Origin of the sequence: Paractinoplanes toevensis, from assembly GCF_018332695.1 — a bacterium.
GTDB classification, from domain to species: domain Bacteria; phylum Actinomycetota; class Actinomycetes; order Mycobacteriales; family Micromonosporaceae; genus Actinoplanes; species Actinoplanes toevensis.
Window position 1 is genome coordinate 81,780 of sequence record NZ_BOQN01000011.1, and the last position, 25,317, is coordinate 107,096.

The following is a 25,317-nucleotide window of genomic DNA, read 5'->3' on the forward strand; positions in this document are numbered from 1 at the left end:
TCCCGCCGGGGCGATTCCGGATCACCGCTGAGGCCTGAGCCGCCCGGGTGGCGCGGCCGGCTCGCCGCGGGCCGAGTGCGGTCCACGATCGACCACCGCTTTGCGACGGTCGCGACCTGGATCGACCCGGCGGTGAAGCTCGACGCGGGCGAGGAACCCCGGGTCAGCGGCCGCATCACCTACGCGTCGGTGGTCGTCGACGGCCTGCGGACGCTGCGGGTGACCAGCAACTTCGTCTGGGTGTACGCGTTCGACCGGGCCGACCGGCCGCTCGCCGTGGCGCACGACGAGCTGCGGTGGGAGCTCCCGTCGACGGCCGGTCTGCGCGCCGGTGACCGCGGCCGGTGGCTCGGCGACCGGAAGTCCTACCCGGCGCTGGTCGACTGTGCTGCCTCCGATCGCGGCCCGCTCGCGCCGACCCGGGTCGGCGGCACCCCGCGACCAGCCTGCAACACCGGCACGTGCCGCGCCTCTCGCGTAACCACACACCCCCACGCGACCCCGCCCACCCCTACCCGCCGCGCTGCCCCGCCCACCCCTACCCGCCGCTCTGCCCGGAGGGATTCTGCGGGTATCCGGCCCGCCTTGACGCGATCCATGCCCCGCCCACGGCGCCCGGCATCGCAGATCTTGTGGAGTTGCCGCTCGGTCCGCACGGCAAGCCCACAAGATCGCGTCTGGCCGAGCTGTCGACATCGGGCATAAACGATATGTCATAGTCTTCTGGCCGGTGGATCGCTCAAGGTGTGGGAGGGCCGCTCATCAGGCGGGACATGCCCGGGATGCGGGACGACGACCCGGTGTCCGAGAGCGGCGACCATCATGCGGGCGGTCGTTGGCCGTCGCCCGGGACTGTTCGGTGGGCGGGTTGGGGTTGCGGGCTTGGGCCGGGCCCGCCCGCAGCGGGCGCGCGGAGGGTGCGTGGCACCTGCCGGGACCGCGTGCCACGGGAGTGGGTCGGCGCGTACGGCAAAGGTTTGATCTTCCGCGCGGAAGCGTCCCGCCCTCCGTTTCCAGGAGGTCCGGGCTCGGGTCTCGTCCTTGGAATTGGCGGGACCCCGACCCGAAAGATCTCTAGCCCCGCAGGATGCGGCGGCCCGCGGCCAGCAGGTGGTCGCGGAAGTCCTCGTCGTCGAGGCCGGCCACGGCCGGGTCGGCGCCGGCCATCATCAGGCCGCCGGCGATGACCGCCATCCGCACCCGGCTGCCCGGGTCGGGGGCGGTGCCGCCCAGCAGGCGGCGGATGCGCTGCAGGTCGCGCAGGGCCGGGTGGGCGCGGACCAGGCGGACCACCACCGGGTCGTAGCTTAGCGTCGCCGACACCCGGCGGAAGCCGACCACCAGGTCGACCACGCCGGCCAGCACCGCCTCGTGGCGGGCCGCGCTGCCGCGCCGGGACTCGGCGTGCTCGGCGATCTCGCCCAGCCGGCCGAGCGCCGGGCCGATCACGGCCAGGACGATGTCGTCCTTGCTCGGGAACTGGTGGTAGACCGCCGCCTTGGTGACGCCGAGGCGGTCGGCGATCATCTGCAGCGAGGTGCCGCTGACGCCGTGCTCGGCGAACAGGTCGAGCGCCGCCGCCAATAGTCGCTCCCGTGCCGGCATCCGGCCCCTTCCCCCGCGTCTGCCCGGATCCTAACCGCGTTCTTGACCTGGAGTGCGCTCCAGGAAATAGCGTCGAACTCATGCAGACGATCGAACTTGGCCGTACCGGAACCCAGGTGAGCCGGCTCGCTCTGGGCGCGATGCAGATGGGGAACGCGACCAGCGAGCCGGACTCGATCCGGATCCTCGACCGCTACACCGAGGTCGGCGGATCGTTCATCGACACCGCCGACTGCTACGAGTGGTGGGCGAAGCGGGACAGCCGCGGCGGGGAGAGCGAGGAACTCCTCGGCCGCTGGCTGCGCGCCGGCAACCGGCGCGAGCAGGTCTTCCTCGCGACCAAGGGCAGCGCGCTGCCGCATTACTCACCCGACCTGTGGGCCGCCGACGGCACGCCCGACTGGGAACTGGCCCGCCGCACGTTCGCGGGGGCGGGCGCCAAGACCCTGCGGGACGCGCTGGACGGCAGCCTGCGCCGGCTCGGCACCGACCACGTCGACCTCTACTACATCCACGTCGACGACAAGGGCACGCCGTTGGAGGAGACCCTGGAGGCTCTGGCCGGGCTGGTCGCGGCCGGCAAGATCCGCTATCTGGGCTGGTCCAACGTGCGCACCTGGCGGCTCGAGCGGATCCGCGGGCTGTGCGAGCGCAACGGCTGGCCGCTGCCGGTCGCGATCCAGCAGCAGCACAGCTACCTGCGCCCGAAGGCCGGCCTGGAATCGGCGTCCATCGTCGGCGCCGAGCAGCTCGACTACCTGCGCGACCACGACGACCAGACCCTGGTGGCCTACTCGCCGATCCTGAAGGGCGTCTACGCCTCGGCGGCCAAGCGGACCGGCCACTGGATGATGGCGAACTACGCCGGACCGGACGCGGGCGCCCGGATCGCCGCGGTCGAAGAGGTGGCCGCCGAGGCCGGCGTCACCCCGAACCAGCTGGTGCTGGCCTGGCTGATGCACCAGACCGGGCCGCGGGTGCTGCCGCTGATCGGCCCGCGCACGACGCAGCAGTTCGAGGAGGCGCTGCCGGCCCTCGACGTCAAGCTCACCGGCGAGCAGCTGGACCGGCTGGACGCGGCCGGCGCTTAGGAGGCCACCCGCACCACGAATGCGGTTCCCGCGCCCTGGTCCAGGTGGACGATGTCGTCGTCGCGCAGGTGCAGGGCGCGGTCCGGATAATTGATGGATTCCAGAAAGACCGCGCTGCCGTCGCCGGTGCGGGCCGGGCAGAAGGTGGCGTCGCGTTCGAACAATTCGCCGCCGCGGCGGTCGCGCTGCTCCAGACGAAGCACGAAGTTACGGTGCCGCAGGAAATAATTCGGATAATTAACTGATTCCAGCGAGACGCAGCTGTCCCGGGCCAGTCCCTTTCGGACGGTGAAGATGGAGTCCGCCTGGTCCAGGGACGTGGTGATCCGCTCGGCGCGGGCGACGAAGTTGCGGTGCCGCAGCCGCACGCCCGGCCGGCCGGCGATCTCCAGGCCGACCCGGCTGCCGGCGACCAGGTCGACGACCGGCGCCTTGGTCGTGGTGGCGGCGGACGGCGAGCGCGAGGGCGTCGGCCGGGTGGTGTGCTCGGCCACCGGCAGCGTCCTGGTCGGCAGGATCACCGGGGGCGCGGCGGAGCTGCTGGCCGGGGGCGGCAGCAGCGACACCGGGGTGAGCGGCTCGTAGGACGGGAAGACGATCGGCGCCGCGGCCGGGCCGAGCACGTCGCCGCCCTCACCGTCGCCGGTGAGGATCAGCGCCATGATGGCGGCCACCCCGGTGACCACCGCGACCCCGCAGGCGAGCAGCACCCGGCGGGCCCGCTCGGAGTCGGCGGGGGAGCGGGCCGGAACCCGTGGGCGGTACGGCATGAGTGCCGTGGACGGAGTCTCCTCCTGGAACCAACCGCCGACCCGGAAATCGTTGACCTGGTCGTCGTGGGGCATGCAGCATCCGCTCCTACGGCCGGCGGCCTAAGGCACTCTTAAAGTCTCGAAAAGGCATTGTTGCGGCGAAAGCCGTTAATGACAAGGGTGAGATTTAAGCCCATCTTTGGGACCGGTCGCGAACTTCTCCGAGGGAATCGAACCGTCGGCGGGTGTCGCTCCGTATTGACCATCGACGCCATACGCAGCCGGGCCCAGGGGGTGTCCGGCCGTACCAAGGAGACGATCGCGTGGACGGCTCCGCTTCGGGTGATCTCCACACCGATTCCCTGCCCAACATCTCGGACTACTGGCCGGACGCTCCGCATCGGATGAGCCCGGAGGCCGACTGGTACCCCGGCGACGACGAATCGGCGGCGGCCGCCCCGCCGTACGTTCCGGAACCGCCGGCGGACCACCTGATCAGCCCGCCGCCGCGACCGCCGCGCCGCGGCCTGCGTGTCTTTCTCGGCGCCCTCGCCGTTCTGGTCTTCCTCGGCGGCAGTGGGCTGGTGCTGGCCCGGATGGTGCTGCGCGACGATTCGCCGGCCGCGCGGGCGACCGCCGCGCCGGCTCCGCCGACCGGTGACCTGGGCGCCGACCCGGACAACCCGCCGGTGTCGGTGCAGCCGGCGCCGGCGGCGAGCGCGACGACGGCGCCGAGTTCCGCCGCGCCGAGCGAGGCGGCGCTGCCGTTCACGTCCGGCACCTTCGACCTGACCGGCGACGTGGTCCAGTTCAATGTGACCATCGCCGATCTGGGCAACGAGCCGGTGAAGTTCAGCACCCCCGGCGGCAGTGGCCTCGAGCCGCGGCTCAGCCGCGACGGCAGCGCCGTGAAACTGGACCCCCGGCCGAACGGCGACAAGGGCAACGGCCGTCTCGACGTGCGGCTCAACAGCCGGGTCACCTGGTCGATCCGGACGAGCGGCGGGGTGACCCGGGCCAACTTCGCGCTGAGCGACGCGAGGCTGCGCCGCATCGACCTGGACGGGGGCGCGACCCGGATCACGATGGTGCTGCCCACCCCGGGGGAGACGATACCGATCCGGATGACCGGTGGCGTCAACAGCTGGTCGATCACCACCGCGAAGAAGGTGCCGCTGAGCGCGCTGCTGCGCCAGGGCGCCGGCGAGGTGTCGCTCAACGGCACCCGGGTGCGCAACCTCAAGCGCGGTGCCGTGGTGCGCGCCGACGGCGGGCCGGGCGTCGAATCGGGCGGGTTCGGCATCGACGCGGTGGCCGGCATCGGCACGCTGACCGTCGCCCCGGCGTGATCCACTGGATCCGTGCCGCCGACGTCATCTGTCCGACTTTTCCGTCGTGACCCCGGCGGAAAGTAACCGGTTCAGCACTTTGGGGGTATGTGGCGGATCTCCCGCGACGGGTTGCCGACAGGGTGCTGGAAAGCCGGTGCGCAGGTGCTCACCCTATTGGCATGACGACAACGTTCGACCGGGAGCTCGTGCACGGTAGTGCCGACCTGCTCCGGGAGAAGCGGACACTTATCTCCGCGCTGGAGATCCCGAAAGGTCGCGGCTGGGATCCGATGCGGGAGCGGATGGGCGAGGTGCTGTCCACCCAGCCGCAGGGCATCACCGAGGTGATCAAGAAGCTGGTCATCACCCAGCTGATCCTCGACGACCTGCCGCCGAGCCCGACCAACAACCGGGTGTCGGCCTTCAACGCGCTCTATCTCAAGATCACCCAACGGGTCGCCGACGCGCTCAAGACCGGCGTCAACTCGCCCGACTTCCTCGAACTGCTCGACGTCGAGTTCGCGAAGCGCTACTTCGCCGCCCTCAACCTGTGGAACGACGACGACGAGGACACCCCCGACGTGTGGGAGGTGCTCTTCAAGCGCGGTCACGACCTGCGGATGAGCCGGCTCACGGCGGCCATGCTCGGCGTCAACGCGCACATCAACCACGACCTGGCCCTGGCGCTCATCGGCACCTGGAACGAGCTGGGTGCGCCCACCGACGACCAGATCCACCCCGACTACCTGCTGGTCAACGAGATCTTCTACCAGGAGATCCCGCCGCTGCGGCGCGGCTTCTCCACCCGCTGGCAGAACGAGATCGACGAGTTCGTCGGCCCGCTCGACGACTGGTCGCAGCGCATCCTGGTCCGGGTCACCCGGGCGCACGCGTGGGACCAGGGCCGGGAGATGTGGGACCTGCGCAACAACGAGAAGGACTTCGAGGCGGCTCGCCGGGCGATGGACCGGTCGGCGTCGCTGATCGCCGAGTGGGCGATCTTCGGTGACCGGGTGGTGACCGGTGCCGGCTGGGGGGTTACCGGAACCCTGGCCCTGATCCGTCGTGCGCTGGGCCAAGCCTGACGTTTCTTACCGAGTTCTTAGGCAGCTGAGCACCGGTTTTTACCGGGCGGACCGATCGTTGACGCCGTGACGACCACCGCGGCACCGCCCGCCATCTCCCTCGGCCTCCCGCGGTCCGTGCCGCGATGGTGGTCCGATCTGGCCGGCGTCGCGGCCGGGGCGACCCTGCTGGCCGTCACGGCGCTGTGGGTCGGCGACGGAGGGGTTCAGCAGGTCACCGCCGGCGGCGCGGATGCGGTCACCGCCGGCGGTCGGCTGACCGGGCTGTGGGCCTCCGACCTGATGCTGCTCCAGGTGCTGCTGATGGCGCGGATCCCGCTGGTGGAGAGGGCGTTCGGGCAGGACCGGCTGGCCCGCTGGCACCGGTGGGCCGGGTTCACGTCGTTCTGGCTTATGGTGGCGCACATCGTGCTGGTCACCGTCGGCTACGCGGGCACCGACGACCGCAACCCGTTCGCCGAGCTGTGGAACCTCACCTGGACGTACCCGGGGATGCTGCTGGCCGTGGCCGGGACGGCCGCCCTGATCATGGTGGTGGTCACCTCGGTGCGGGCCGCCCGGCGACGGTTGCGCTACGAGTCGTGGCACCTGCTGCATCTGTACGCGTACCTCGGCGCCGGCCTGGCGCTGCCGCATCAGCTGTGGACCGGCGCCGACTTCCTGACCTCGGCATGGGCCACCGCGTACTGGTGGACGTTCTACGGGCTCGCCGCCGGGGCGGTCATCGCGTACCGCATCGTGCTGCCCGCCTGGCGCAACTGGCGGCACCGCCTGGTGGTCTCCCACGTGGTCCCGGAGGGACCGGGCCTGACCTCGGTCTACCTGCGCGGTGAGCGTCTGGGCCGGCTGCCGGTGCGGGCCGGGCAGTTCTTCCAGTGGCGTTTCCTGGACGGGCCCGGTTGGTCGCGGGCCCATCCCTACTCGCTCTCCGCGACGCCGCACGGCGAGATGCTGCGCATCACGGTCAAGGATCTGGGCGACGGGAGCGCGCGGGTCGCCCGGCTGACACCGGGCACGCGAGCTCTCATCGAGGGCCCCTACGGCAAGCTCACCGCCGAGACGTACGCCGGTGGCCCGGTCACCCTCCTCGGGTGCGGCATCGGGGTGACGCCGCTGCTGTCCCTGCTCGGTGAGCTGCCCTATCGGCCGGGCGGGGCGACCCTGATCTACCGGGCCCGCTCCGAGGCCGAGGTGGCGTTCCGGCGCGAGTTGGAGTGGTTCGCCCGGCAGCGCGGTGTGCGGGTGATTTTCCTGCTCGGGCCGCGAGCCGGTGACTCCTGGCTACCGGTCCGGGAGGCCGGCCTCGACTTGGCGCAGATCGTGCCGGACGTCGCACGGTCCCAGGTCTACCTGTGCGGTCCGGATGCCTGGACCACCGCCGCGCGCACCGCGTGCCGTGACGCCGGCGTACCCGCCGATCGGGTGCACACCGAGCTGTTCTCCTGGTAACCGGAGGAAGGAAGAGATGCGACGCATCACGTTGTGGCTGTTCTCCACGGTGGCGGCGGTGGTCCTGCTGTTCAGCTACCGGACCAGCACGAACGGCGCCGGCGTGGCCGAGACGGCGGCGGTGGCCCCGGTGGCTCCGGCGGGCGGTGATCCGGCGCCGACCGCGTCGTCCGGCTCCTCCGGCTCGTCCGGCGGCAAGACCTACACCGGGTCGGTGGCGCAGACCCGGTGGGGTCCGGTCCAGGTCAGCATCACCGTGTCCGGGAAGAAGATCACCGATGTCGCGGTGCCGACCTACCCCAGCGAGAACGGCCGCGACATCGAGATCAACTCCAGGGCGCTGCCGACCCTGCGGCAGGAGACGCTCGACGCGCAGAGCGCCGACATCGACGCCGTGTCCGGGGCTACCGTCACCAGCGACGGCTACATCGAGTCGCTGCAGTCCGCGCTGGACGCCGCGCACCTGTCCTGAGGAGAACCGTGCGGATCCTGGTGGTGGACGACGACGCGGCGGTCCGCGACTCGCTGGCCCGCACCCTGCGCTTCGAGGGTCACCAGGTGGAGACCGCCGCCGATGGACAGGAGGCCCTCGACGCGGTCCGCGCCCCCGAACCGGACGCGATGATCCTCGACGTCAGCATGCCGCGGATGGACGGGCTGGAGGTCTGCCGGCGGTTGCGCTCGGCCGGGGTGGTGCTGCCGATCCTGATGCTCACCGCCCGCGACAGCGTCGGCGACCGGGTGGCCGGCCTCGACGCCGGTGCCGACGACTACCTGGTGAAGCCGTTCGCGCTGCAGGAACTGCTCGCCCGGCTGCGCGCCCTGCTGCGTCGTTCGGTCCTGACCGCGGCCGCCGGTGACTGGCTGACCTTCGCCGACGTGTGGCTCAATCCGAACACCCGGGAGGCGTCGCGGGGCGACCGGGCACTGCGGCTGACCCGCACCGAATTCGCCATCCTCGAGGCGTTTCTCCGCCACCCCCGGCAGGTGCTGACCCGGGCCGCGCTGTTCGAGCAGGTGTGGGGCTACGACTTCGGCGAGACCTCCAACAGCGCCCACGTCTACCTCGGCTACCTGCGGCGCAAGCTGGAGGCCGAGGGTGAGCCGCGGCTGCTGCACACCGTGCGGGGCGTCGGTTTCGTGCTCCGCGAGGACCCGTTGTGAAGCTGCGCCCGGCCGGGACCCTGCATTCCCGGCTCGCCCTGCTGGTGGCGGGCACGGTCGCGACGGCCCTGGTGCTGTTCGCGGCGGCCGCCTGGATCGCGGTCCGCGAACTGCAGGAGCACCGGATCTCGGCGCAGCTCGAGGCGGACGCGGTGGCGATCGCGGCGGCGCCCCAGCAGTGGGCCGCCACCCGCATGTCGCTGCCCGACCCGGGATATCCGGCCGGCCGGGGCGGGCACCGGCGAGAGCTCGGGCCGCGCTGGCAGCTCATCGACTCGTCCGGGACGCTGGTCAGCGCCCCGGACAGCCCGCTGCCGGTGACCGACTCGGCCCGCCGGGTTGCCGCCGGCGGCTACCGGCGCCACGGCACCTCCACCGGATCCCGGGAACAGGTCGAGATCGGTGACGACAGCTACCAGATGCTGACCGTGCCGGTCAGCGGTGGCGGTGCGGTCCAGGTGGCGATCAACGAGGAGGAGTCCCACCGCACGCTCACCGTGCTGGCGCTGCTGCTCGCGGCCGGCTGCGTGCTCGGCATCGGCGCCGCCGCGCTGGCCGGACGAGCCGTGGCCCGCACCGGGTTGCGGCCGGTCGAGCAGCTCACCGAGGCGGTCGAGCAGGTCGCGGCCACCACCGATCTGACCCGGCCGATCGAGGTGAGCGGGGATGACGAGATCGCCCGGCTGGGCCGCTCGGTCAACACCATGCTCGCCGCCATCGACACCGCGCGCCGGGCCCAGCGCACCCTGGTCGAGGACGCCGGCCACGAATTGCGCACCCCGCTCACCAGCATCCGCACCAACGTCGAGCTGCTGCTGACCGTCGAACGCCACCCCGAACGGGCCGACCGGCTGCCGCCCGAGGAACGGGCCCGGCTGCTCGCGGACCTGGACGCGCAGGTGCGCGAGCTCGCCACGCTGACCACCGAACTGGTCGAACTCGCCCGGGAGGAGACCAGCCGGGAGACGGCCGAACCGGTCGAGCTGGCCGACGTGGTCACGGCCGCGGTCAACCGGGTGCGGATCCGGGCCCCCGGCCTCACCTTCGCCACGGACCTCCATCCGGTCACCGTCACCGGGCGCCCGGGGGAGCTGGAACGCATGGTGGTGAACGTGCTCGACAACGCGGCCAAGTGGAGCCCGGCCGGCGGGCGGGTGCGGGTGGCGTTGCGCGCCGACGGCGAGCTCACCGTGCGCGACGAGGGGCCGGGCATCGCGGAGGACGACCGGCCGCACGTGTTCGACCGCTTCTACCGGGCGGCGGCGGCCCGCTCGATGCCCGGCTCGGGCCTGGGCCTGGCGATCGTCGCGCAGACCGTCGCCCAGCACGGCGGCACGGTCACCGCGGGGTCGGCCGCCTCGCCCGGAACGGTGATCACGATCCGCTTGCCGGTCGTCACGGATGGTCCGCTCGACCGATAACTCCGACTTTTTCCGGCGACTTTCCCGGCTGCTCGCCCTTATCGGAAGTCCCGGCAGGCAGCGCCGGATGCGGCGCGGTTGTAGGGTGAGGCGCCGCACGGGGAGGAGAGGTTTTTGTCCGCAGCACCACTGTCCCTGCCGTCCCCTCCACCCAAGGCTCCCGAGTTCGGCGCCGACGCGCTGATCGTGTGCGAGAGCCTCGTCCGGATCTACCAGTCCGGGCCGATCGAGGTGCAGGCACTGCAGGGCCTCGACCTGATCGTCGAGAGCGGCGAGATGGTCGCCGTCGTCGGCGCCTCCGGGTCGGGCAAGTCGACGCTGCTGTCCATCCTCGCCGGGATCGACGCGCCGACGGCCGGGCGGGCCCGGGTCGGCACCTGGAACCTGCTGTCGATGTCGCGCACCGACCGGGTGCGCTACCGGCGGCACACGGTGGGTTTCGTCCGCCAGCAGACCGCCAGCAACCTCGTTTCCTACCTGACCGCCCGGCAGATGGTCGACCTGCCGATGACCGCGGCCCGGGTGCCGGTGAAGGCCCGCCGGGACCGCAGCCTCGAGTTGCTCGGCATGCTCGGCGTCGCCGACTGCGCCGACCGCAAGCCGGGCCAGCTCTCCGGCGGCCAGCAGCAGCGGGTCGCCATCGCGGTGGCGCTGGCCAACGAGCCGCAGGTGCTGTTCGCCGACGAACCGACCGGTGAACTGGACACCGCCACCTCGGCCGAGGTGTTCGGGGCGATGCGCGACGTCAACCGGGAACTGGGCGTCACCGTCGTGGTAGTCACCCACGACCCTACGGTCAGCGGACAGGTCGAACGCACCGTGGCGATCCGCGACGGGCGCACCAGCAGCGAGGTGCTGCGCCGCACCGCCACCGCCGACAACGGCGACACCCACGTGATCGCCGAGGAGTACGCCGTGATGGACCGGGCCGGCCGTGTGCAGATCCCGGCCGACTTCCGCGAGGCACTCGCCCTGACCCGCCGCGTCCGGCTCGCCCTCGAGCCCGACCACGTCACGATCCGGCCCGACGCATGACCGCCCCGCTGCTGACGGTGTCCGGCGTGCACCGCAGCTTCGGCGCGGTGCGGGCCCTGCGGGACATCTCCTTCGAGGTCGAGCCGGGCACCATGGTCGCCCTGGTCGGGCGGTCCGGGTCGGGCAAGACCACCCTGCTCAACGTCATCGGCGGCCTCGACCGGCCGGACTCCGGCACGGTCACCGTGGACGGCGTCGACGTCACCGCCCTCGACGAGGACGGCCTGTCGCAGCTGCGCCGCGAGCGGGTCTCCTACGTGTTCCAGACCTTCGGTCTCATCCCGGTGCTGTCGGCCGCCGAGAACGTGGGCGTGCCGCTGCGCCTGGCCCGGGTCGACCGACCCGACCGGGAACGCCGGGTCGAACTCCTGCTCGACCTGGTCGGCCTGGCCGGGCACGCCCGGCAGCGGCCCGGCGAGCTCTCCGGCGGGCAGCAGCAGCGGGTCGCCATCGCCCGCGCCCTCGCCGCCTCGCCCCGGCTGCTCATCGCCGACGAACCGACCGGGCAGCTCGACGCCGAGACCGGGCTGGCCGTGATGGGCCTGATCCGCGGGGTGGTCGAGTCCGAGGGTGTGACCGCGCTGGTGTCCACCCACGACCCGGTGATGATGGCCCTCGCCGACCGGGTCATCCACATCGCGGACGGCCGGCTGACGACGTGATCGCGCTGCTCACGCGGCGCGCGCGGGCGCAGTGGCCGCTGCTTCTCAGCCTGCTCGCGGTCCTGACGCTCGGCGCCACCCTGCTCGGCACCTGTGCGCTGCTGGTGACCCACACCTCGGAGCGGGCCGTCGAGGTCGCCGCGTCCCGGGCCGACCCGGACGACGTGGAGGTCACCGCGTACACGGTGACCATCGCGGCGGCCGACGCGCGGTCGGTCGCGGCCGACACCCGGACCGTGCTGACCTCGGCGATCGCGCCGTTCAGCGCGACCACCTCGACCCGGGCGTCGTCGAACATGCGGACCCTGCCGTCGCACACCGACGAGGACCGGGGGCTGCTCAGCGAGGTCTACCTGTCCGGCGTCGACGGGCTGCGCGACCAGGCCCGGCTGATCGCCGGACGCTGGCCGGAGAAATCCGGGGACACCGTCCTCTTCGACAACACCGCCCGCCTCCTCGGGCTCAAGGTCGGCAGCCGCGTCCACCTCGGGGCCGAGCTGGGGCGCGACCCGGCGCCGCCGATGAACGTCACCGTCGTCGGGCTGGTGCATCCGCTGCCTGACGCCGGCTGGGACCGCGACCCGCTCGGCGGGACCGGCTACGACCCCGACCCCAAGGACGCCGTCTACGCCCAGGACGTCAACGCGTACGGGCCGTTCCTGGTCACCCTGGACGACCTGCTCGCCAGCGGCTCCGCCCTGGACCGGCTCGAGGTCACCGCCCGGCCCGACCTGTCCGCGCCGACCGGGCCCGCCCTGGACCGGCTCCGGGCCTCGGTGAACGGCGCCGACCGGCGGCTCGGTGGCGTGCTCGGCGACCGGGTCTCGATCGAACGGGTCGCGTCGCCGCTGCCCAAGACCCTGTTCGACGACCGCAGCCAGCAGGAGCTCACGGCCGGTTCGGTGCTCGCGCTCGCCCTGATCGGCATCCTGCTCACCGCTATCGCGCTGGCGCTGGCCGGCCGGCTCACCACCGGCGTACGCGCTGAGGAGAGTGCCCTGCTCACCGCGCTCGGCACCAGTCGCGGCCAGGCGGCCCTGGCCGCGGCCGTCGAGGCCGCCGCGCTGGCCGCGCTCGCCGCGGCCCTGGCCGTCCCGGCGTCGTCCGTCCTGCACAGCCTGCTCACCCACATGCAGCCGCTGGCCGGGGCCGGGCTCGCCGCCCGCCCGGCGGTCACCGGCGTGCAGGTGCTCGCGGTCGGCTGCGGCGCCGTCGCGCTCGCCCTGCTGCACGTGGGGCTCGCGGTGCGGCCCGTCGCGGCCGGCGGCGAACGGCGCGGACGGCGGGAGCTGCTCGCCCGCTCCGGTGCCGACCTGCTGCTGTTCGCCCTGGCCGCAGTCGGCTGGTGGCAACTGCGCGCCCAGCCCGCCGGCGCCGGGTCGCGGGCCGACGCCGTACGCGTCCTCGCCCCGGCCCTTCTCCTCACCGCCGGAACCGCCCTCACCCTGCGTCTCCTGCCGCCGCTGCTGCGCCGGGCCGAAGGCCTGGCCGGGCAGGCCCGCGGCCTCGTCCTGCCGCTGGCCGGCTTCCAGGCCGCGCGCCGCCCGCAGGCCTACGCGGCCGGCCTGCTGATCGGCCTGGCCTGCGCGGCCGCCACCTTCGGCACGGCGTTCGGCAGCACCTGGACGGTCTCCCAGCACGAGCAGGCCGACCTGTCCGTCGGCACCGACCTCGCCCTCACCCTCGACGCCCCACCGGTCACCGGACAGAGCGCCGAGGTCGCCGCCGCGACCGGCGGGGTGATCAGCCCGGTCGCCGACCGCAACGTCGCGGTCGGGCAGTGGCTCGGCGGCTCCGGCGCCTCGCCGCGCCTGGTCGCCATGGACACCCGGCACGCGGCGGACCTGCTGCGCGGCCGCGGCTCGGACTCGGTCGCGGACGGCCTCACGCCGGCCTCGGCGGTGACCGGCCCGCTGCTGCCGGCCGGCAGCACGCCGACGATCACCGGCACCGCCACCCGGGACACGCCCGTCCTGGTTACCCCGCGGCTGCTGCTCCAGGACGACGCCGGCCTGCGGACCGCGTGCAGCGGACCGCCCATCGTGCTCGACGGCCGGCCCCATCGAGTGCCGGGCTGCGTGACCGTGGCCGGGCTGCGCCTGGTCGCCGTCGCGCTGCCGTTCAGCGGCGGCTGGGAGGGACAGCCGAACAGCGGCATCGACATCACGATGACCCTGCCCGGCGCGGATTCTTCGCCCGGCTCGGCGGCGGAACCGGTGACCTGGTCCGCGCGGGCTGCCTCGGCCGAGGCCGGTCAGCTCACCGCACCGGCCGTCACCGCGGCCGGCAACCGGCTGCGGTTCCGGGCGGACGTGCAGTTCGCCGACCCGGCCGACCTGAGCCGGGTGCTGGTCGCCACGACGTTCCCGGATCCGGGGCCGATGCCCCTGGTCGTCGCCGAACGCTTCGCCACGGACGTCAGTGCCCGGGCCGGCACGAAACTCAGCCTGACCTTCGGCCTCACCCCGATCAACGCGGTGGTCAGCAGGATCGTGCCGGCCATCCCGTCCGCGCCCGGCTCGCCCGCCGCACTGGCCGATGTGGACACCCTGTCCCGGGTCCTGGTCGCGCACGGCGATTTCGACTCCCCGGTGACCGGGTGGTGGGCCGGGCACGCCCGGTCCGCCGACGGCCTGCATCTAGGCAAGATCACTACGCGTACGGGCGAGACCGCGCGACTGGTCGGCAGTCCGTTGCGGTCCTCGCTGCCGGCGGTGCTCAAGGTGCTCGTCGCCGCCGCGGTCGCGCTGCTGCTCGGCGGGGTCGTCCTGCACGTGGCCTACGACGTGCAGCTGCGGGCGCTCGAGGTGGCCCGGCTGCGCGGACTGGGCATGTCCCGCCGCGACATCCGGGCCGCGTTGCTCGGCGAGCACGCCGCCGTCCTGCTGCCGCTGATCGTCGCCGGCGCACTCGTCGGCGCGATCGCCACCTGGGCCGTCGCGCCGCTGCTGATCCGCTCCGACACCGGCGCCGCCCCGGTGCCGCCGGCCACCGCGCACTGGCCGTGGGGTGCGTTCGGCATCCTCGCCGCCGTGCTGATCCTCGGGGCCGGCCTGGCCGTCGCGATCGTCGTCACCGTGCAGGCGCGCCGCGCCGACGCCGCTCACCTGCGGGTGGCATCATGACCGCCCGGCACCGGCTTTCGCTTCACTGGCCCAGCGTTCGTGGCCGTGCCCGTGCCGACTTCGGTCCGCTTCTGCTGGTCGCCGCCGTCGTCCTGCTCATCACGCTGCTCGCCGCGGCCGTGCCGCCGCTGATGCGGTCCACCGCCGACGAGGCCGCCCGGGAGGCGATCCGCCGGGCCGGGCCGGACGCCGCCGTGCAGGCCGAAGCCCGCTGGGAGGACGACTACGGGCCGAACGGCGGACGGGTCCGCCGCCCCTTGCTCGCCGCCGACGTCAACGACCTCCGCACCCGCGCCGAGGCGGCTCTCGACCCCGACCTGCGGGCCATCCTGCGGCCCCCGGTCACCACCGCCACCAGCGTCACCCTCGCGGTCACCGACGGCAGCGTCCAGCGGCACTTCCAGGTCGACTACCTGCAGAACGCCGGCGGCGGCCCGGCCGTCACCTGGGTCGCCGGGCACGCCCCGGCCGGCACCGCGGACGGTCCCGTCGAGACTCCGCTCAACGGCCCGAAGTGGGAGGTGCAGGTCGGGCTCTCCGAGGCCGAGGCGGCCACCATGAAGCTGCGCCCCGGCGATCACGTCCCGGTCCAGGACGAGCTGCGGACCCCGTACAACGTGCTGGTCAGCGGCATCTTCCGGCCGGTCGACCCGAACGATCCGGCCTGGCGGACGATCCCGTGGCTGCTGCAGCCGTCGGCCGGACTGGACGGCGCCGGCACCACCCGGTTCGGCGGGCTCATGACCGCCGAGTCGCTGCCCGACGGCCGGCTCGCGTTCCTGCAGGACCAGCTGCGGCGTACGGTCTGGTTCGCCGCCGACCCCGACCGGATCACCTGGGAATCGGCCCAGCAGCTCGCCGCCACCGCCGCCGCGCTCAAGGCCACCTCGGCATCCTCCGGCGAACGCGACGACTCACTCAAGTGGGACACCGGGCTCGACCGGGTGCTGCGCGAGGTCCGCGACCAGGTCGACGCCGCCTACGCGCAGGCGTCCGTGCTGCTCATCGCCGTCCTGGCCGGAGCGGTGCTGGTGCTGCTGCTGGCGGCCGACCTGCTGGCCCGCCGGCGCGACGCGGCCCTCACCGCCGCCCGGCAGCGCGGCGCCGGCCTGCCCAGCCTCGCGGCCGAACTGCTGATCGAATCGGCCGCGGTGACGCTGCCCGCCGCCGCGCTCGGCCTGCTGCTGGCCTACCTGGTGGCCGGGGGAGCCGCGCTGCCCTGGGCCACGCCGGTGGTGGTGTGCGCGCTGCTCGCCGGCCCCGGGTTCGGCCTCGTCGCCGCGGCCCGCGCCACCCGCGACCGGCGGGCACCCGCCAACCGTGCCGCACGCCGCCGGCAGCAGCGCCTCGAACAGCTGCGCCGGGCCGCGATCGACGTGGCCGTCCTGGCCGCGGCCGCCGGCGCGATCGTCGCCCTCCGGCAGCGCGGCATCACCGCCGGATCGGACACCGCCCTGCCGGCCAGTGCACCCACGCTCGGCGCCGTCGCCGGCGCGCTCCTGCTGCTGCGGCTGATGCCGGCCGGCACCGGCCTCGCCCTGCGACAGTCGCTGCGCTCACGCCGCCCCCTGGCCGTCTTCGGGGCCGCCCGGGCCGCGGCGACGGCCGGCCGGGTGCTGCCACTGCTCGTGCTGACCGCCACCACCACGCTGGCCGGGTTCGCGGTCACCCTCGACGTCACCACGTCCCGCGGCATGGCCGACGGCGCCCGGCAGACGGTCGGCGCCGACGCCCGCCTCGACGTCGGCCCCGACGACCTCGACACCACCGCGCAGCTCGCCGCCCGGATCGCCGCCGCGCCCGGCGTCACCCACGCGGTCCCCGCGCAGGTGGTCGGCGCCGTGCGGGTGATCGCCGACAGCACCGCGTTCACCCCCACCCTGGTGATCGTCGACACCGCCGCGTTCCGCCAGCTCCAGCCGTCCGTCACGCCGGTATCCGGCCTGCGTGCCCTGGTCCGCTCGGCCGACGGCGGCCTCCGCCCCGGCCTGACCATGCGGTTGCGCCTCGGCGACGACACCCAGCCCGTCGAACTCACCGCCGTCGGCACCGCCCCCGCGATCGGCAGCGCCACCGACGTGATCGTGGTGGACGCCTCGGCCGGCCTGCCGTACACCCCCAACACCGTGTGGGCCACCGGCCCCGGCGCCGCCGCCGCGATCAACGCCGCCGCCACCGGCGGGCACGCCCTGATCCGCGCCGACGTGCTCACCGACCGCCGGTCCGCGCCCCTGAACGCCGGCCTGGCCGCCCTGAACTGGGCCGTCGCCGGGACGCTGCTGGCGCTGGGCCTGCTCGGGTTCGCGCTGAGCGCCGCGGCGAGCGCACCCGCCCGCTGGGAAACGCTGGCCCGGCTGCGCACCCTCGGCCTGCGCCCGCGCGACACCCACCGGGTCGCGGCCGGCGAACTGCTGCCGCCGGTGCTCGCGGCGGCGATCTGCGGCCCCTTGCTCGCGCTGCTCCTGGTCCGGCTGACGTTCGGGCCGCTGGCCCTGCACACGCTCACCGGCCAGACCGCCGACCCCGGCACGGTCGTGCCGTGGTGGCTGTTCGGCGTGACGGCGATAGTGCTGCTCGGCACGCTGGTCGCGGTCGTGGCCGCCGAGGCCGTCGTGCGCCGCCGCCAAGGCCTGGGCGAGGTGCTGCGAGCCGGCTCCTGACGCCCGCGCCGCGCCGTGCCGTCCGCGCCGCTGTGCCGTCCGCGCCGTGCCGTCCCCGCCGCGCCGCGCCGTCCGCATAGTGGTCCTGAGTCTCGGATCCTGGGCCGGCGTCCCGCAGTGCGGCACCTCGTCCTACCGCGTGGGCACTGCTTCCACATCTCGGGCGGCATCCGCGCCAAGCGCCATGACATGTCGTATATATCCGCCGCAGATGGCTCGGCACATCTCGATCTTGTCGAGTTTCCGTGCGGACAGGGCAGCAGATCCACAAGATCTGGGCTGGGCGGCGGGGCGGGTGCTGTGGTCGGCAGCGAAACCTGGATTGGTGACGGTGCGAGAGTCGGCGCTACGCCGATCAGCCCCAGGGCCGAACCGCTTGGCGGCTTATTCGGTAAATGTTCGACCCGGGGCGGTCGTTCGGTGGCGGCGCCTTGCGTTCGCTGCTGCGCGGGCGCGCGGGGAGCTACGCCGGGCCGCCCAGCTGGTCTATTGAGCGTAGGGCCTCTATGACGCTGGCGATGTGTTCGCGCATCGACTCCTCGGCCACCTTCGGGTCGCCGTCGCGGATTGCCGCGATTATTCGTTCGTGCTGGGGCAGTGATGTCTGCGGGCGGCCCGGCAGCAGTGACAGCACGAACTGGTGGCGCACCAACTGGCCGCGCAGCGTGCCGACGATGCGGTCGGCCGTGTGGTGCCCGGCGATCTCGCGGATCAGGGCGTGCAGCCGGGAGTTGAGGTCGCTGTAGCGGCGGTACTCGCCGGCTTCTACCGCTCGGCGCATCAGCAGGCCGATCTCGTCGAGCTCGGACGCCTGCTCGGGCTCGACCCGCTCGGCCGCCCTCGCCGCGATCAGGCCCTCGACCACCATGCGGACCTCGGTGATCTCGACCGCCTCGTCGAGGGACACCTTGCGGACCTGGGCGCCCCGGTTGCGTTGCACCTCGACCAGGCCGTCGGCGGACAGGTCGGTCAGCGCCGAGCGCACGTTGAACCGGCTCGCCCCGAACCTGGTCATCAGCTGCGCCTCGACCAGCCGCTCGCCGGGCAGGAACTCGCCCCGCAGAATCGCCTCGCGGAGCGCGTCACTCACATGCCGACGGTCACCGTCGCGCTCAGCCATCGATTTTCGTCGTCCCTGTGCTCGTTGGTCCGCACAGGATACTCAACCCTCGCGAGGGAGCGGCACTACCAGGGGCGTCCCGGTGGCCGGGTCGGGCACCACCAGAGCGGACAGCCCGAACACGTCGGCCAGCAGCTCCACCGTGAAGACCTCGGCGGGCCGGCCCTGCGCCACGATCTTCCCGTCCCGCATGGCCACGACGTGGTCGGCGTAGCGGGCGGCCAGGTTGAGGTCGTGCAGCACCATCACGATGGTTCGGCTGCGTTCCCGGTGCAGCCGGCGGATCAGCTCCAGGACGTCGATCTGGTGGGCCAGGTCCAGGTAGGTGGTGGGCTCGTCGAGCAGCAGCACCTCGGTGCCCTGGGCCAGGGCCATCGAGATCCAGGCGCGTTGCCGCTGGCCGCCGGAGAGTTCCTCGACCGCCCGGTCGGCGAGGTCGCGCATGTCGGTCCACTCGAGGGCTTCGCCGACGATCTCCTGGTCGGCCGGGGACCACTGCCGGAACCACGTCTGGTGCGGGTGCCGCCCCCGCATGACCAGGTCGGCGACGGTGAGCCCGTCCGGCGCGACCGGCGCCTGCGGCAGCATCCCGATGATCCGGGCGACCTCCCGGGTCGGCATCCGGTCGATCCGCTGCCCGTCCAGCAGCACCTCGCCGTCGCGCGGTTTGAGCAGTCGCCCGAGCGCCCGCAGCAGCGTCGACTTCCCGCACCCGTTGGGCCCGACCACGGCGGTGACGACCCCGTGCGGAATGTCCAGGTCGAGCCCGTCGACGACGATCGCCTCGCCGTAGCCGAGCCGAAGCCCACGCGCTTGCAGCCGGGTCCCGGTCGCGCCCTCAACCGCCGTCCCGGCCGCTGTGCCGGGCTCTGCGCTGGTGCCGGGGGACGGTGGGGTGCGGAGATCCTCGGATGAGGTCATGTCGTCCTCCGGTTGGTGCGGACCAGTAGCCAGAGCAGGTAGGGGGCGCCGACGATGGCGGTGACCAGGCCGACCGGCAGTTCGCGGCCGGGCAGGGCGGTGCGGGCCACCAGGTCGGCGCCGGAGACCAGCAGTGCGCCGAGGACGGCCGAGACCACCAGCGGCGGCCGGGAGCCGCCGCACAACCGCAGCGCGATCTGCGGGACTACGAACGCGACGAACTCGATCGGGCCGGCGGCGGAGACCGCCGCGGCCGCGAGGGCTACGGCGGTCAGGACGACCGCCGCTTGGGCCAATTGCAGCCGTACGCCGAGAGCCCGCGCCACGTCGTCCTCGAACTGCAGCGCCTGCAGGGTGAACGCGGTGGCCACGGCCAGGGGCAGCAGCACCACCAGAGCCGTCGACAGCGGTCGCACCTGGTCCCAGTCGGCGCCGGCCACCGAGCCGTTGAGCCAGATGGTGGCCCGGGTGGCGTCGATGATCTCGGCGCGGACCAGGAACCAGTTGACGCCGCCGATGGCGATCTCGCCGACGCCGATGCCGATGAGGACGAGCCGGTAGCCGTCCACGCCGCGCCGCCAGGCGAGCACGTAGACGATGGTGGCCGTGATCAGTCCGCCGGCTAGGGCGGCGAGCGGCACCCCGATGACCGAGCTGCCGCCGAGCACGATGACGGCGACGGCGCCGAGCGAGGCGCCGTTGGTGACCCCGAGGACGTCGGGGCTGGCGAGCGGGTTGCGGGCGAAGGTCTGGGTGAGCGCCCCGGAGACGGCCAGCGCCGCGCCGACCAGCAGGGCCGCGAGAATGCGGGGCAGCCGCAGGTCGAGCACGATCAGCTTCTGCGCCGCGGTGCCGCCGCCGAGCAGCGTGTCCACGACGTCGCCGGGCGGAATGGTGAAGCTGCCATGGCTGATGCTGAACACCGCGACCGCGGCGGTCGCGACCAGCCCGGCCAGTCCGACCACGACGGACCGCACGGAGACGGTCCCACCGATCGGCCCGGCGGCCACCGGCCGCCGGCCCGGCGGCCGGACAAGGGTCGCGGTCATGGCTGTGCCTCCGATCGCGGGGGCGGGGTGGGGGTCACAGCTTCACCACGCCGGCGCGGCGGCGGACCAGGAGGATGAAGAACGGGGCGCCGACCGCGGCCAGGACGATGCCGGTCTGCAGTTCGGCCGGGCGGACCACCAGTCGGCCGATGACGTCGGCCACCAGCAACGTGGCCGCGCCGGCCAGGGCCGAGCAGGGGATCAGCCAGCGGTGGTCGGGGCCGGTCAGGGCGCGGGCCGCGTGCGGGACGATCAGGCCGAGGAAGGCGATCGGGCCGCAGGCCGCGGTGGCGGCGCCGGCCAGCAGGACCACCGCGGTGACGCCGACCGTGCGGGCGGCCAGGACCCGTTGGCCCAGGGCTCGGGCCACGTCGTCACCCAGGCCGAGGGCGTTCAGGGCGGGGGCGTTGGCCAGGGCCAGGATCAGGCCGGCGGCGATGAACGGGGCCACCTCGACGGCCACCTCGGTGCCCCGGCCGGAGAGGGAGCCGACCACCCAGAAGCGGAAGACGTTGAGGCTGGCGTCGTCGGAGATCAGCATCGACTGGGTGAACGAGCTGAGCAGCGCGCTGATCGCCATGCCGGCCAGGGCCAGGGTGACCGGGGTGGGGCCGCCGCGGCGGCCGGCCGCGATGCTGAAGACGGCCAGGCTGGCCAGCAGCGCGCCGGCGAAGGCGAACCAGATGTAGCCGGTCAGCCCGGTCACGCCGAACTGGATGGCGATCACCACCGCGAACGACGCGCCGGCCGAGATGCCGAGCAGGCCGGGGTCGGCGAGCGGGTTGCGGGTGTGGCCCTGCATCAGGGCGCCGGCCGCGCCGAGCGCCAGTCCGATCAGGAGGCCCAGGACGGTGCGGGGGAGACGAAGATCTCGCACGATGGCGGTGGCCGGCGAGCCCGGGTCGGGGGCGATCACCGCGTGCCAGATTTCGGCCGGACTCAATGTCTGCGCGCCCAGCGCGAGGCTCAGCACGAAGGCCAGGAAAACCGCGACCACCAGGGCGATCAAGGCCCCCATGCGGTTGCGGGTGACCGGTGCCCGACGGGCCGGCCGGACGGTGGCCACCATCTTTTTCCTTCCGATCCATTGCCTGAGTCCTATGGAAGGTTAGCCTTACCAAAACTCGGACCCTGCCTTGCCTTCGAATCGCGGCGTCGCTTAGCTTAGCCTCACCTAACTTTGCGATCGTGAGGTCCTATATGTCCTTCCCCTTGTCCGCCACGCGCCGCGCTCTCGCGGCCGGACTCGCCCTCGCGGCCGGGCTCACCGCCCTCAGCGGCTGCGGCGGCGACGACAGTGACGACACGGCGGCGCCGGGCTCCTCGACGGCGGCCGCGGCCAGCTACCCGGTCACGCTGACCCACAAGCTCGGCACCGCCGAGGTCAAGGCCGCTCCGCAGCGGATCGTGGCTCTGTCCGACGCCGACCTCGACGCCCTGCTGATGCTCGGCGTGCAGCCGGTCGGCGTGGCCGAGTCGTCCGGCCCGGACGGCGTCACCGAGTGGGCCAAGCCGCTGCTGACCAGCAAGCCGACCGTGCTGACCGCGGGCGACACCGGCTTCGACGTGGAGAAGATCGCAGCCCTCGCGCCCGACCTGATCCTGGCCGGCGGTGACTACTACATCGACGACGAGTACGCCAAGCTGTCGAAGCTGGCGCCGACCACGGCGTACGAGACGACCGGGGCCTTTGAAGATCCTTGGCAGACGACGCTGAAGCAGGTCGCCAAGGCGGTCGGGCAGGACGCCAAGGCCACCGAGGTCATCGCCGACGTCGAAGGCAAGATCGCCAAGGCCAAGGCCGACTTCCCGGAGCTGGCCGGCAAGGAGTTCACGCTCAGCCAGATGTGGGAGGCCGGCTCGATCGGCGTGCTGCGCTCCGACAAGGACGCGGGCGTGAAGATGCTCAACGACTTCGGCATGAAGCTCGCGCCGGCCGTCGCCGGGCTGAAGGGCGACGAGTTCGCCGTGCAGCTGAGCCTGGAGAAGGTCGCCGTGCTCGACGCCAACGTGACGCTGATCTATTACGCCGAGCCGTCGCTGCAGCCCACCCTCGAGGGCAACGCGCTGTTCAAGGGCCTGGCGAGTGTCAAGCGTGGCTCCTACAAGGCGCTGACCGCCCCGCAGTTCTCGGCGCTGCGCACCCCGACCCCGCTGTCGGTGCAGTACATCATCGCCAACGTCCTTCCGGTGATCTCCACCGCGGCCAAGGCGGCCTCCTGAGTGTCCACGCGTGAGGTGACGGCAGGTCTCGCCGCGGCGGTCGTCGCGGCGGGGCCTCCGCCCGTGCCCAGGCTCGATCCGCCATGGGGCATCCGGGTGCTCGGCGAGCCGGACGCGCCGCTGGTGAGCCGATGGATGAACGAGCCGCACGTCGAGCTGTTCTGGGAGCAGGCGTGGCCGCCGGAACGGTGGGCGGAGGCCATCGCCGAGCAGCTCGCCGGGGACTACTCGCGGCCGTGCCTGGTGTCCTACGAGGGGTCACCGCTGGCCTACGTCGAGATCTACCGGACGCCGCGGGACGTGGTGGGCCTGCAGTACGACGCCGAACCGTTCGACCTCGGCATCCACCTGGCGATCGGGGCGCGCGAGAGCACCGGGCGCGGCCTGGGCCGGCGGCTCGTGCGGGCGGTCGCGGAGGGACTTTTCGCGGCGGATCACCGCGTACGCAAGGTGGTGGCTGATCCCGACGAGCGGCACCTGATCGCCCGGCGCATGTTCGCAGCGGCCGGTTTTGAATTTCGCGGCATACGCGATCTTGGTCACAAGCACGCTGCCCTGCATTTTTACGAAATTTCACCCGACAGGCGAGAAGCCGCCTTTACGGGCACGAAATAATCAGGTAAGCCTTACCTAACAAGAGCGAGCGACCGAAGGAATGCCCCACATGACCGCACCCCTGAGCCTCGAACGTCTGCGCAGCGACGTCGCCGAGGTGCTGGCCGAGGAGCCGGGCAGCTTCGCCGACGACGAAAACCTCATCGATCGTGGCCTCGACTCGATCCGGCTGATGACCCTCGCCACCCAATGGCGGGAGGCCGGTTTCGAGGCCGGCTACCTCGACCTGGCCCAGGAGCCGACGGTCGCCGCCTGGTGGAACCTGCTGGAGGGGAAGCGTTGAACGCCAACATCGAGACTGCCGACGTCGTGGTCGTGGGCGGCGGGCCGGGTGGATCCACCACGGCCACCCTGCTCGCCAAGCGTGGCCACCGGGTCGTGCTGCTGGAGAAGGAGACCTTCCCGCGCTACCAGATCGGTGAGTCGCTGCTGCCGTCCACGGTGCACGGCATCGGCCGGATGCTCGGGGTCACCGAGGAGCTGGAGAAGGCGTCCTTCATGGTCAAGCGGGGCGGAAGCTTCCGCTGGGGCACCAACCCGGTGCCGTGGAACTTCCTCTTCGCGGTCGCTCCCGAACTCTCCGGCCCCACCTCGTACGCGTACCAGGTCGAGCGGATGAAGTTCGACGAGATCCTGCTGCGCAACGCGGCCAGAAACGGCGTAGACGTCCGCGAGAACGTCGACGTCAAGGAGGTCATCGGCGACGACGAGCGGGTGCGCGGCATACGCCTGGCCGACGGTCACGAGATCCACGCCACCTTCGTGGTCGACGCGTCCGGCAACCGCAGCCGCATCCACCAGGGCGTGCGCGGCGAGCGGATCTACTCCGACTTCTTCCAGAACATCGCCCTGTTCGGCTACTTCGAGGGCGGCAAGCGGCTGCCCGCACCGGACTCCGGCAACATCCTCTGCGCCGCCTTCGACGAGGGCTGGATGTGGTACATCCCGCTGTCCGACACGCTCACCAGCGTCGGCGCGGTCATCTCCCGGGAGCACGCGGCCAAGCTGCAGGGCGACCAGGAGCAGTCACTGCTCGGCTTCGTCGACCGCTGCGAGATCGTCAAGGACTTCCTGTCCGACGCGACCCGGGTCACCGAGGGCACGTACGGCGAGATCCGCACCCGCAAGGACTACTCGTACACCAACTCGACGTTCCACCGGCCCGGCATGGTGCTGGTCGGCGACGCCGCCTGCTTCATCGACCCGGTCTTCTCCACCGGCGTGCACCTCGCGACGTACGCGGGCCTGCTCGCCGCCCGGTCGATCAACACCGTGCTGGCCGGCGACCTCGCCGAGGACCGCGTGTTCGAGGAGTTCGAGGGCCGCTACCGCCGCGAGTACCGCGTCTTCTACGAGTTCCTCTCGGCGTTCTACGACATGCAGAGCAACGAGGAGTCGTACTTCTGGAAGGCCCGCAAGGTCACCAACTTCAACGCCACCGACCTGGAGGCGTTCGTCAGCCTGGTCGGCGGCGTGCACTCCGGTGAGCAGGCCCTGGTGCAGAACTTCCGGGAGTCGTCCGGCGCGCTCGCCGACGCCGTCGAGCGCACCGGCACCATGCAGACCGAGTCCGGCGAGCGGATGCACCACCTGTTCGGCACGCCGGTGGTGCGCGAGGTCATGCAGGAGATGAACAACATCCAGGTACGGGGCGTTCAGGGCACCGCCGCCCGCGAGTTGCCCCTGCTGGAGGACGGCCTGGTTCCGGCCGCGGACGGGCTGTCCTGGGTTTCCGTCGGGGAGGCGAAATGACGAATCCGTTCGAGGACGAGGACGGCCGCTACCTAGTGCTGGTCAACGACGAGGGCCAGCACTCGCTGTGGCCGGCCTTCGCGGACGTGCCGGCCGGCTGGACCGTGGCGTTCGGCGAGGACAGCCGCGCGGCGTGCCTGGACTACGTCGAGAAGAACTGGACCGACATGCGGCCCAAGTCGCTGATCGCCCAGATGGACGCGGCCGCCGGCTGACCCGCCACCCCCGTGGAACCGCCCCGCCGAACCCGGCGCGGC

At 72.7% G+C, this 25,317-nt stretch carries 23 protein-coding genes; 17 read left to right on the forward strand and 6 right to left on the reverse strand.

The features are described from left to right. The first annotated feature begins 75 nt into the window (after positions 1–75). Positions 76–705: a hypothetical protein gene (locus Ato02nite_RS04705; protein ID WP_213005115.1), complete on the forward strand. Its 630-nt coding sequence runs from the start codon at positions 76–78 to the stop codon at positions 703–705. Positions 706–1,074: 369 nt separating this feature from the next. Here the strand turns inward: Ato02nite_RS04705 and Ato02nite_RS04710 are convergent, their stop codons facing one another. Further along, a complete protein-coding gene (locus Ato02nite_RS04710; RefSeq protein WP_213005116.1) occupies positions 1,075–1,605 on the reverse strand; it encodes a TetR family transcriptional regulator in 531 nt (176 codons plus the stop codon). 80 nt (positions 1,606–1,685) lie between these two features. On the opposite strand from Ato02nite_RS04710, the gene Ato02nite_RS04715 reads away from it, so the two are divergent. Beyond that, positions 1,686–2,696 carry an aldo/keto reductase gene (locus Ato02nite_RS04715; protein ID WP_213005117.1) on the forward strand — a complete coding sequence of 337 codons (1,011 nt, stop codon included), beginning with the start codon at positions 1,686–1,688 and terminating at the stop codon, positions 2,694–2,696. Here the strand turns inward: Ato02nite_RS04715 and Ato02nite_RS04720 are convergent. Further along, positions 2,693–3,541 (reverse strand): AbfB domain-containing protein, encoded by an 849-nt coding sequence (locus Ato02nite_RS04720; RefSeq protein ID WP_213005118.1) that lies wholly within the window; start codon positions 3,539–3,541, stop codon positions 2,693–2,695. The genes Ato02nite_RS04715 and Ato02nite_RS04720 overlap by 4 nt on opposite strands. A gap of 230 nt (positions 3,542–3,771) precedes the next feature. On the opposite strand from Ato02nite_RS04720, the gene Ato02nite_RS04725 reads away from it, so the two are divergent. From Ato02nite_RS04725 to Ato02nite_RS04770, 10 genes are all read left to right on the forward strand, one after another. Next, complete coding sequence (locus Ato02nite_RS04725; protein ID WP_213005119.1) at positions 3,772–4,797, forward strand: hypothetical protein; 1,026 nt, start codon at positions 3,772–3,774, stop codon at positions 4,795–4,797. Between the two features lie 161 nt (positions 4,798–4,958). Continuing rightward, the gene (locus Ato02nite_RS04730) at positions 4,959–5,864 is read left to right on the forward strand and encodes a DUF5995 family protein (protein WP_213005120.1); all 906 of its coding nucleotides are present in this window, start codon (positions 4,959–4,961) and stop codon (positions 5,862–5,864) included. A gap of 66 nt (positions 5,865–5,930) precedes the next feature. Further along, positions 5,931–7,313: a ferredoxin reductase family protein gene (locus Ato02nite_RS04735; RefSeq protein WP_213005121.1), complete on the forward strand. Its 1,383-nt coding sequence runs from the start codon at positions 5,931–5,933 to the stop codon at positions 7,311–7,313. 16 nt (positions 7,314–7,329) lie between these two features. Next, entirely contained in the window at positions 7,330–7,785 is a 456-nt protein-coding gene (locus Ato02nite_RS04740; RefSeq protein WP_213005122.1) for an FMN-binding protein, read from the forward strand. 8 nt (positions 7,786–7,793) lie between these two features. Then, the gene (locus tag Ato02nite_RS04745) at positions 7,794–8,477 is read left to right on the forward strand and encodes a response regulator transcription factor (RefSeq protein ID WP_281419688.1); all 684 of its coding nucleotides are present in this window, start codon (positions 7,794–7,796) and stop codon (positions 8,475–8,477) included. Beyond that, a complete protein-coding gene (locus Ato02nite_RS04750; RefSeq protein WP_213005123.1) occupies positions 8,474–9,898 on the forward strand; it encodes a HAMP domain-containing sensor histidine kinase in 1,425 nt (474 codons plus the stop codon). The genes Ato02nite_RS04745 and Ato02nite_RS04750 overlap by 4 nt, the downstream gene beginning before the upstream one ends. Before the next feature lie 129 nt (positions 9,899–10,027). Then, positions 10,028–10,933: an ABC transporter ATP-binding protein gene (locus Ato02nite_RS04755; protein WP_213005223.1), complete on the forward strand. Its 906-nt coding sequence runs from the start codon at positions 10,028–10,030 to the stop codon at positions 10,931–10,933. Further along, entirely contained in the window at positions 10,930–11,595 is a 666-nt protein-coding gene (locus Ato02nite_RS04760; RefSeq protein ID WP_213005124.1) for an ABC transporter ATP-binding protein, read from the forward strand. The genes Ato02nite_RS04755 and Ato02nite_RS04760 overlap by 4 nt, the downstream gene beginning before the upstream one ends. After that, positions 11,592–14,720 carry an FtsX-like permease family protein gene (locus tag Ato02nite_RS04765; RefSeq protein WP_213005125.1) on the forward strand — a complete coding sequence of 1,043 codons (3,129 nt, stop codon included), beginning with the start codon at positions 11,592–11,594 and terminating at the stop codon, positions 14,718–14,720. Before Ato02nite_RS04760 ends, Ato02nite_RS04765 begins: the two co-directional genes overlap by 4 nt. Beyond that, the gene (locus Ato02nite_RS04770; protein WP_213005126.1) at positions 14,717–17,380 is read left to right on the forward strand and encodes an FtsX-like permease family protein; all 2,664 of its coding nucleotides are present in this window, start codon (positions 14,717–14,719) and stop codon (positions 17,378–17,380) included. The genes Ato02nite_RS04765 and Ato02nite_RS04770 overlap by 4 nt, the downstream gene beginning before the upstream one ends. A 463-nt stretch (positions 17,381–17,843) precedes the next feature. Here the strand turns inward: Ato02nite_RS04770 and Ato02nite_RS04775 are convergent, their stop codons facing one another. The 4 genes from Ato02nite_RS04775 to Ato02nite_RS04790 all read right to left on the reverse strand — a co-directional run bounded on the left by Ato02nite_RS04775 (position 17,844) and on the right by Ato02nite_RS04790 (position 21,539). Then, positions 17,844–18,470, reverse strand: coding sequence for a GntR family transcriptional regulator (locus tag Ato02nite_RS04775; protein ID WP_213005127.1), 627 nt, complete (start codon positions 18,468–18,470; stop codon positions 17,844–17,846). Positions 18,471–18,542: 72 nt separating this feature from the next. Further along, complete coding sequence (locus Ato02nite_RS04780; protein WP_213005128.1) at positions 18,543–19,421, reverse strand: ABC transporter ATP-binding protein; 879 nt, start codon at positions 19,419–19,421, stop codon at positions 18,543–18,545. After that, positions 19,418–20,470, reverse strand: coding sequence for a FecCD family ABC transporter permease (locus Ato02nite_RS04785; protein WP_213005129.1), 1,053 nt, complete (start codon positions 20,468–20,470; stop codon positions 19,418–19,420). The genes Ato02nite_RS04780 and Ato02nite_RS04785 overlap by 4 nt, the downstream gene beginning before the upstream one ends. A 34-nt stretch (positions 20,471–20,504) precedes the next feature. Then, positions 20,505–21,539, reverse strand: coding sequence for a FecCD family ABC transporter permease (locus tag Ato02nite_RS04790; RefSeq protein WP_213005130.1), 1,035 nt, complete (start codon positions 21,537–21,539; stop codon positions 20,505–20,507). 119 nt (positions 21,540–21,658) lie between these two features. Here Ato02nite_RS04790 and Ato02nite_RS51325 point away from each other — a divergent pair, with 119 nt between their 5' ends. From Ato02nite_RS51325 to Ato02nite_RS04810, 5 genes are all read left to right on the forward strand, one after another. Continuing rightward, positions 21,659–22,693: an ABC transporter substrate-binding protein gene (locus Ato02nite_RS51325; RefSeq protein WP_246606088.1), complete on the forward strand. Its 1,035-nt coding sequence runs from the start codon at positions 21,659–21,661 to the stop codon at positions 22,691–22,693. A gap of 96 nt (positions 22,694–22,789) precedes the next feature. Further along, positions 22,790–23,308: a GNAT family N-acetyltransferase gene (locus tag Ato02nite_RS51330; RefSeq protein WP_246606090.1), complete on the forward strand. Its 519-nt coding sequence runs from the start codon at positions 22,790–22,792 to the stop codon at positions 23,306–23,308. 49 nt (positions 23,309–23,357) lie between these two features. Beyond that, on the forward strand, positions 23,358–23,591 hold the full coding sequence (locus Ato02nite_RS04800) for a phosphopantetheine-binding protein (protein WP_213005131.1): 234 nt from the start codon (positions 23,358–23,360) through the stop codon (positions 23,589–23,591). Beyond that, a complete protein-coding gene (locus Ato02nite_RS04805; RefSeq protein ID WP_246606093.1) occupies positions 23,588–25,060 on the forward strand; it encodes an FAD-dependent oxidoreductase in 1,473 nt (490 codons plus the stop codon). Before Ato02nite_RS04800 ends, Ato02nite_RS04805 begins: the two co-directional genes overlap by 4 nt. Then, complete coding sequence (locus Ato02nite_RS04810) at positions 25,057–25,275, forward strand: MbtH family protein (protein WP_213005133.1); 219 nt, start codon at positions 25,057–25,059, stop codon at positions 25,273–25,275. Before Ato02nite_RS04805 ends, Ato02nite_RS04810 begins: the two co-directional genes overlap by 4 nt. Positions 25,276–25,317: the final 42 nt, after the last annotated feature.

Bases quoted from the DNA above. Each gene is read 5' to 3' on its own strand.
- Ato02nite_RS04710 (WP_213005116.1), bottom strand. From the start codon at position 1,605: ATGCCGGCACGGGAGCGACTATTGGCGGCGGCGCTCGACCTGTTCGCC.
- Ato02nite_RS04715 (WP_213005117.1), top strand. From the start codon at position 1,686: ATGCAGACGATCGAACTTGGCCGTACCGGAACCCAGGTGAGCCGGCTC.
- Ato02nite_RS04720 (WP_213005118.1), bottom strand. From the start codon at position 3,541: ATGCCCCACGACGACCAGGTCAACGATTTCCGGGTCGGCGGTTGGTTC.
- Ato02nite_RS04730 (WP_213005120.1), top strand. From the start codon at position 4,959: ATGACGACAACGTTCGACCGGGAGCTCGTGCACGGTAGTGCCGACCTG.
- Ato02nite_RS04740 (WP_213005122.1), top strand. From the start codon at position 7,330: ATGCGACGCATCACGTTGTGGCTGTTCTCCACGGTGGCGGCGGTGGTC.
- Ato02nite_RS04760 (WP_213005124.1), top strand. From the start codon at position 10,930: ATGACCGCCCCGCTGCTGACGGTGTCCGGCGTGCACCGCAGCTTCGGC.
- Ato02nite_RS04770 (WP_213005126.1), top strand. From the start codon at position 14,717: ATGACCGCCCGGCACCGGCTTTCGCTTCACTGGCCCAGCGTTCGTGGC.
- Ato02nite_RS04780 (WP_213005128.1), bottom strand. From the start codon at position 19,421: ATGACCTCATCCGAGGATCTCCGCACCCCACCGTCCCCCGGCACCAGC.
- Ato02nite_RS04785 (WP_213005129.1), bottom strand. From the start codon at position 20,470: ATGACCGCGACCCTTGTCCGGCCGCCGGGCCGGCGGCCGGTGGCCGCC.
- Ato02nite_RS04790 (WP_213005130.1), bottom strand. From the start codon at position 21,539: ATGGTGGCCACCGTCCGGCCGGCCCGTCGGGCACCGGTCACCCGCAAC.
- Ato02nite_RS04800 (WP_213005131.1), top strand. From the start codon at position 23,358: ATGACCGCACCCCTGAGCCTCGAACGTCTGCGCAGCGACGTCGCCGAG.
- Ato02nite_RS04810 (WP_213005133.1), top strand. From the start codon at position 25,057: ATGACGAATCCGTTCGAGGACGAGGACGGCCGCTACCTAGTGCTGGTC.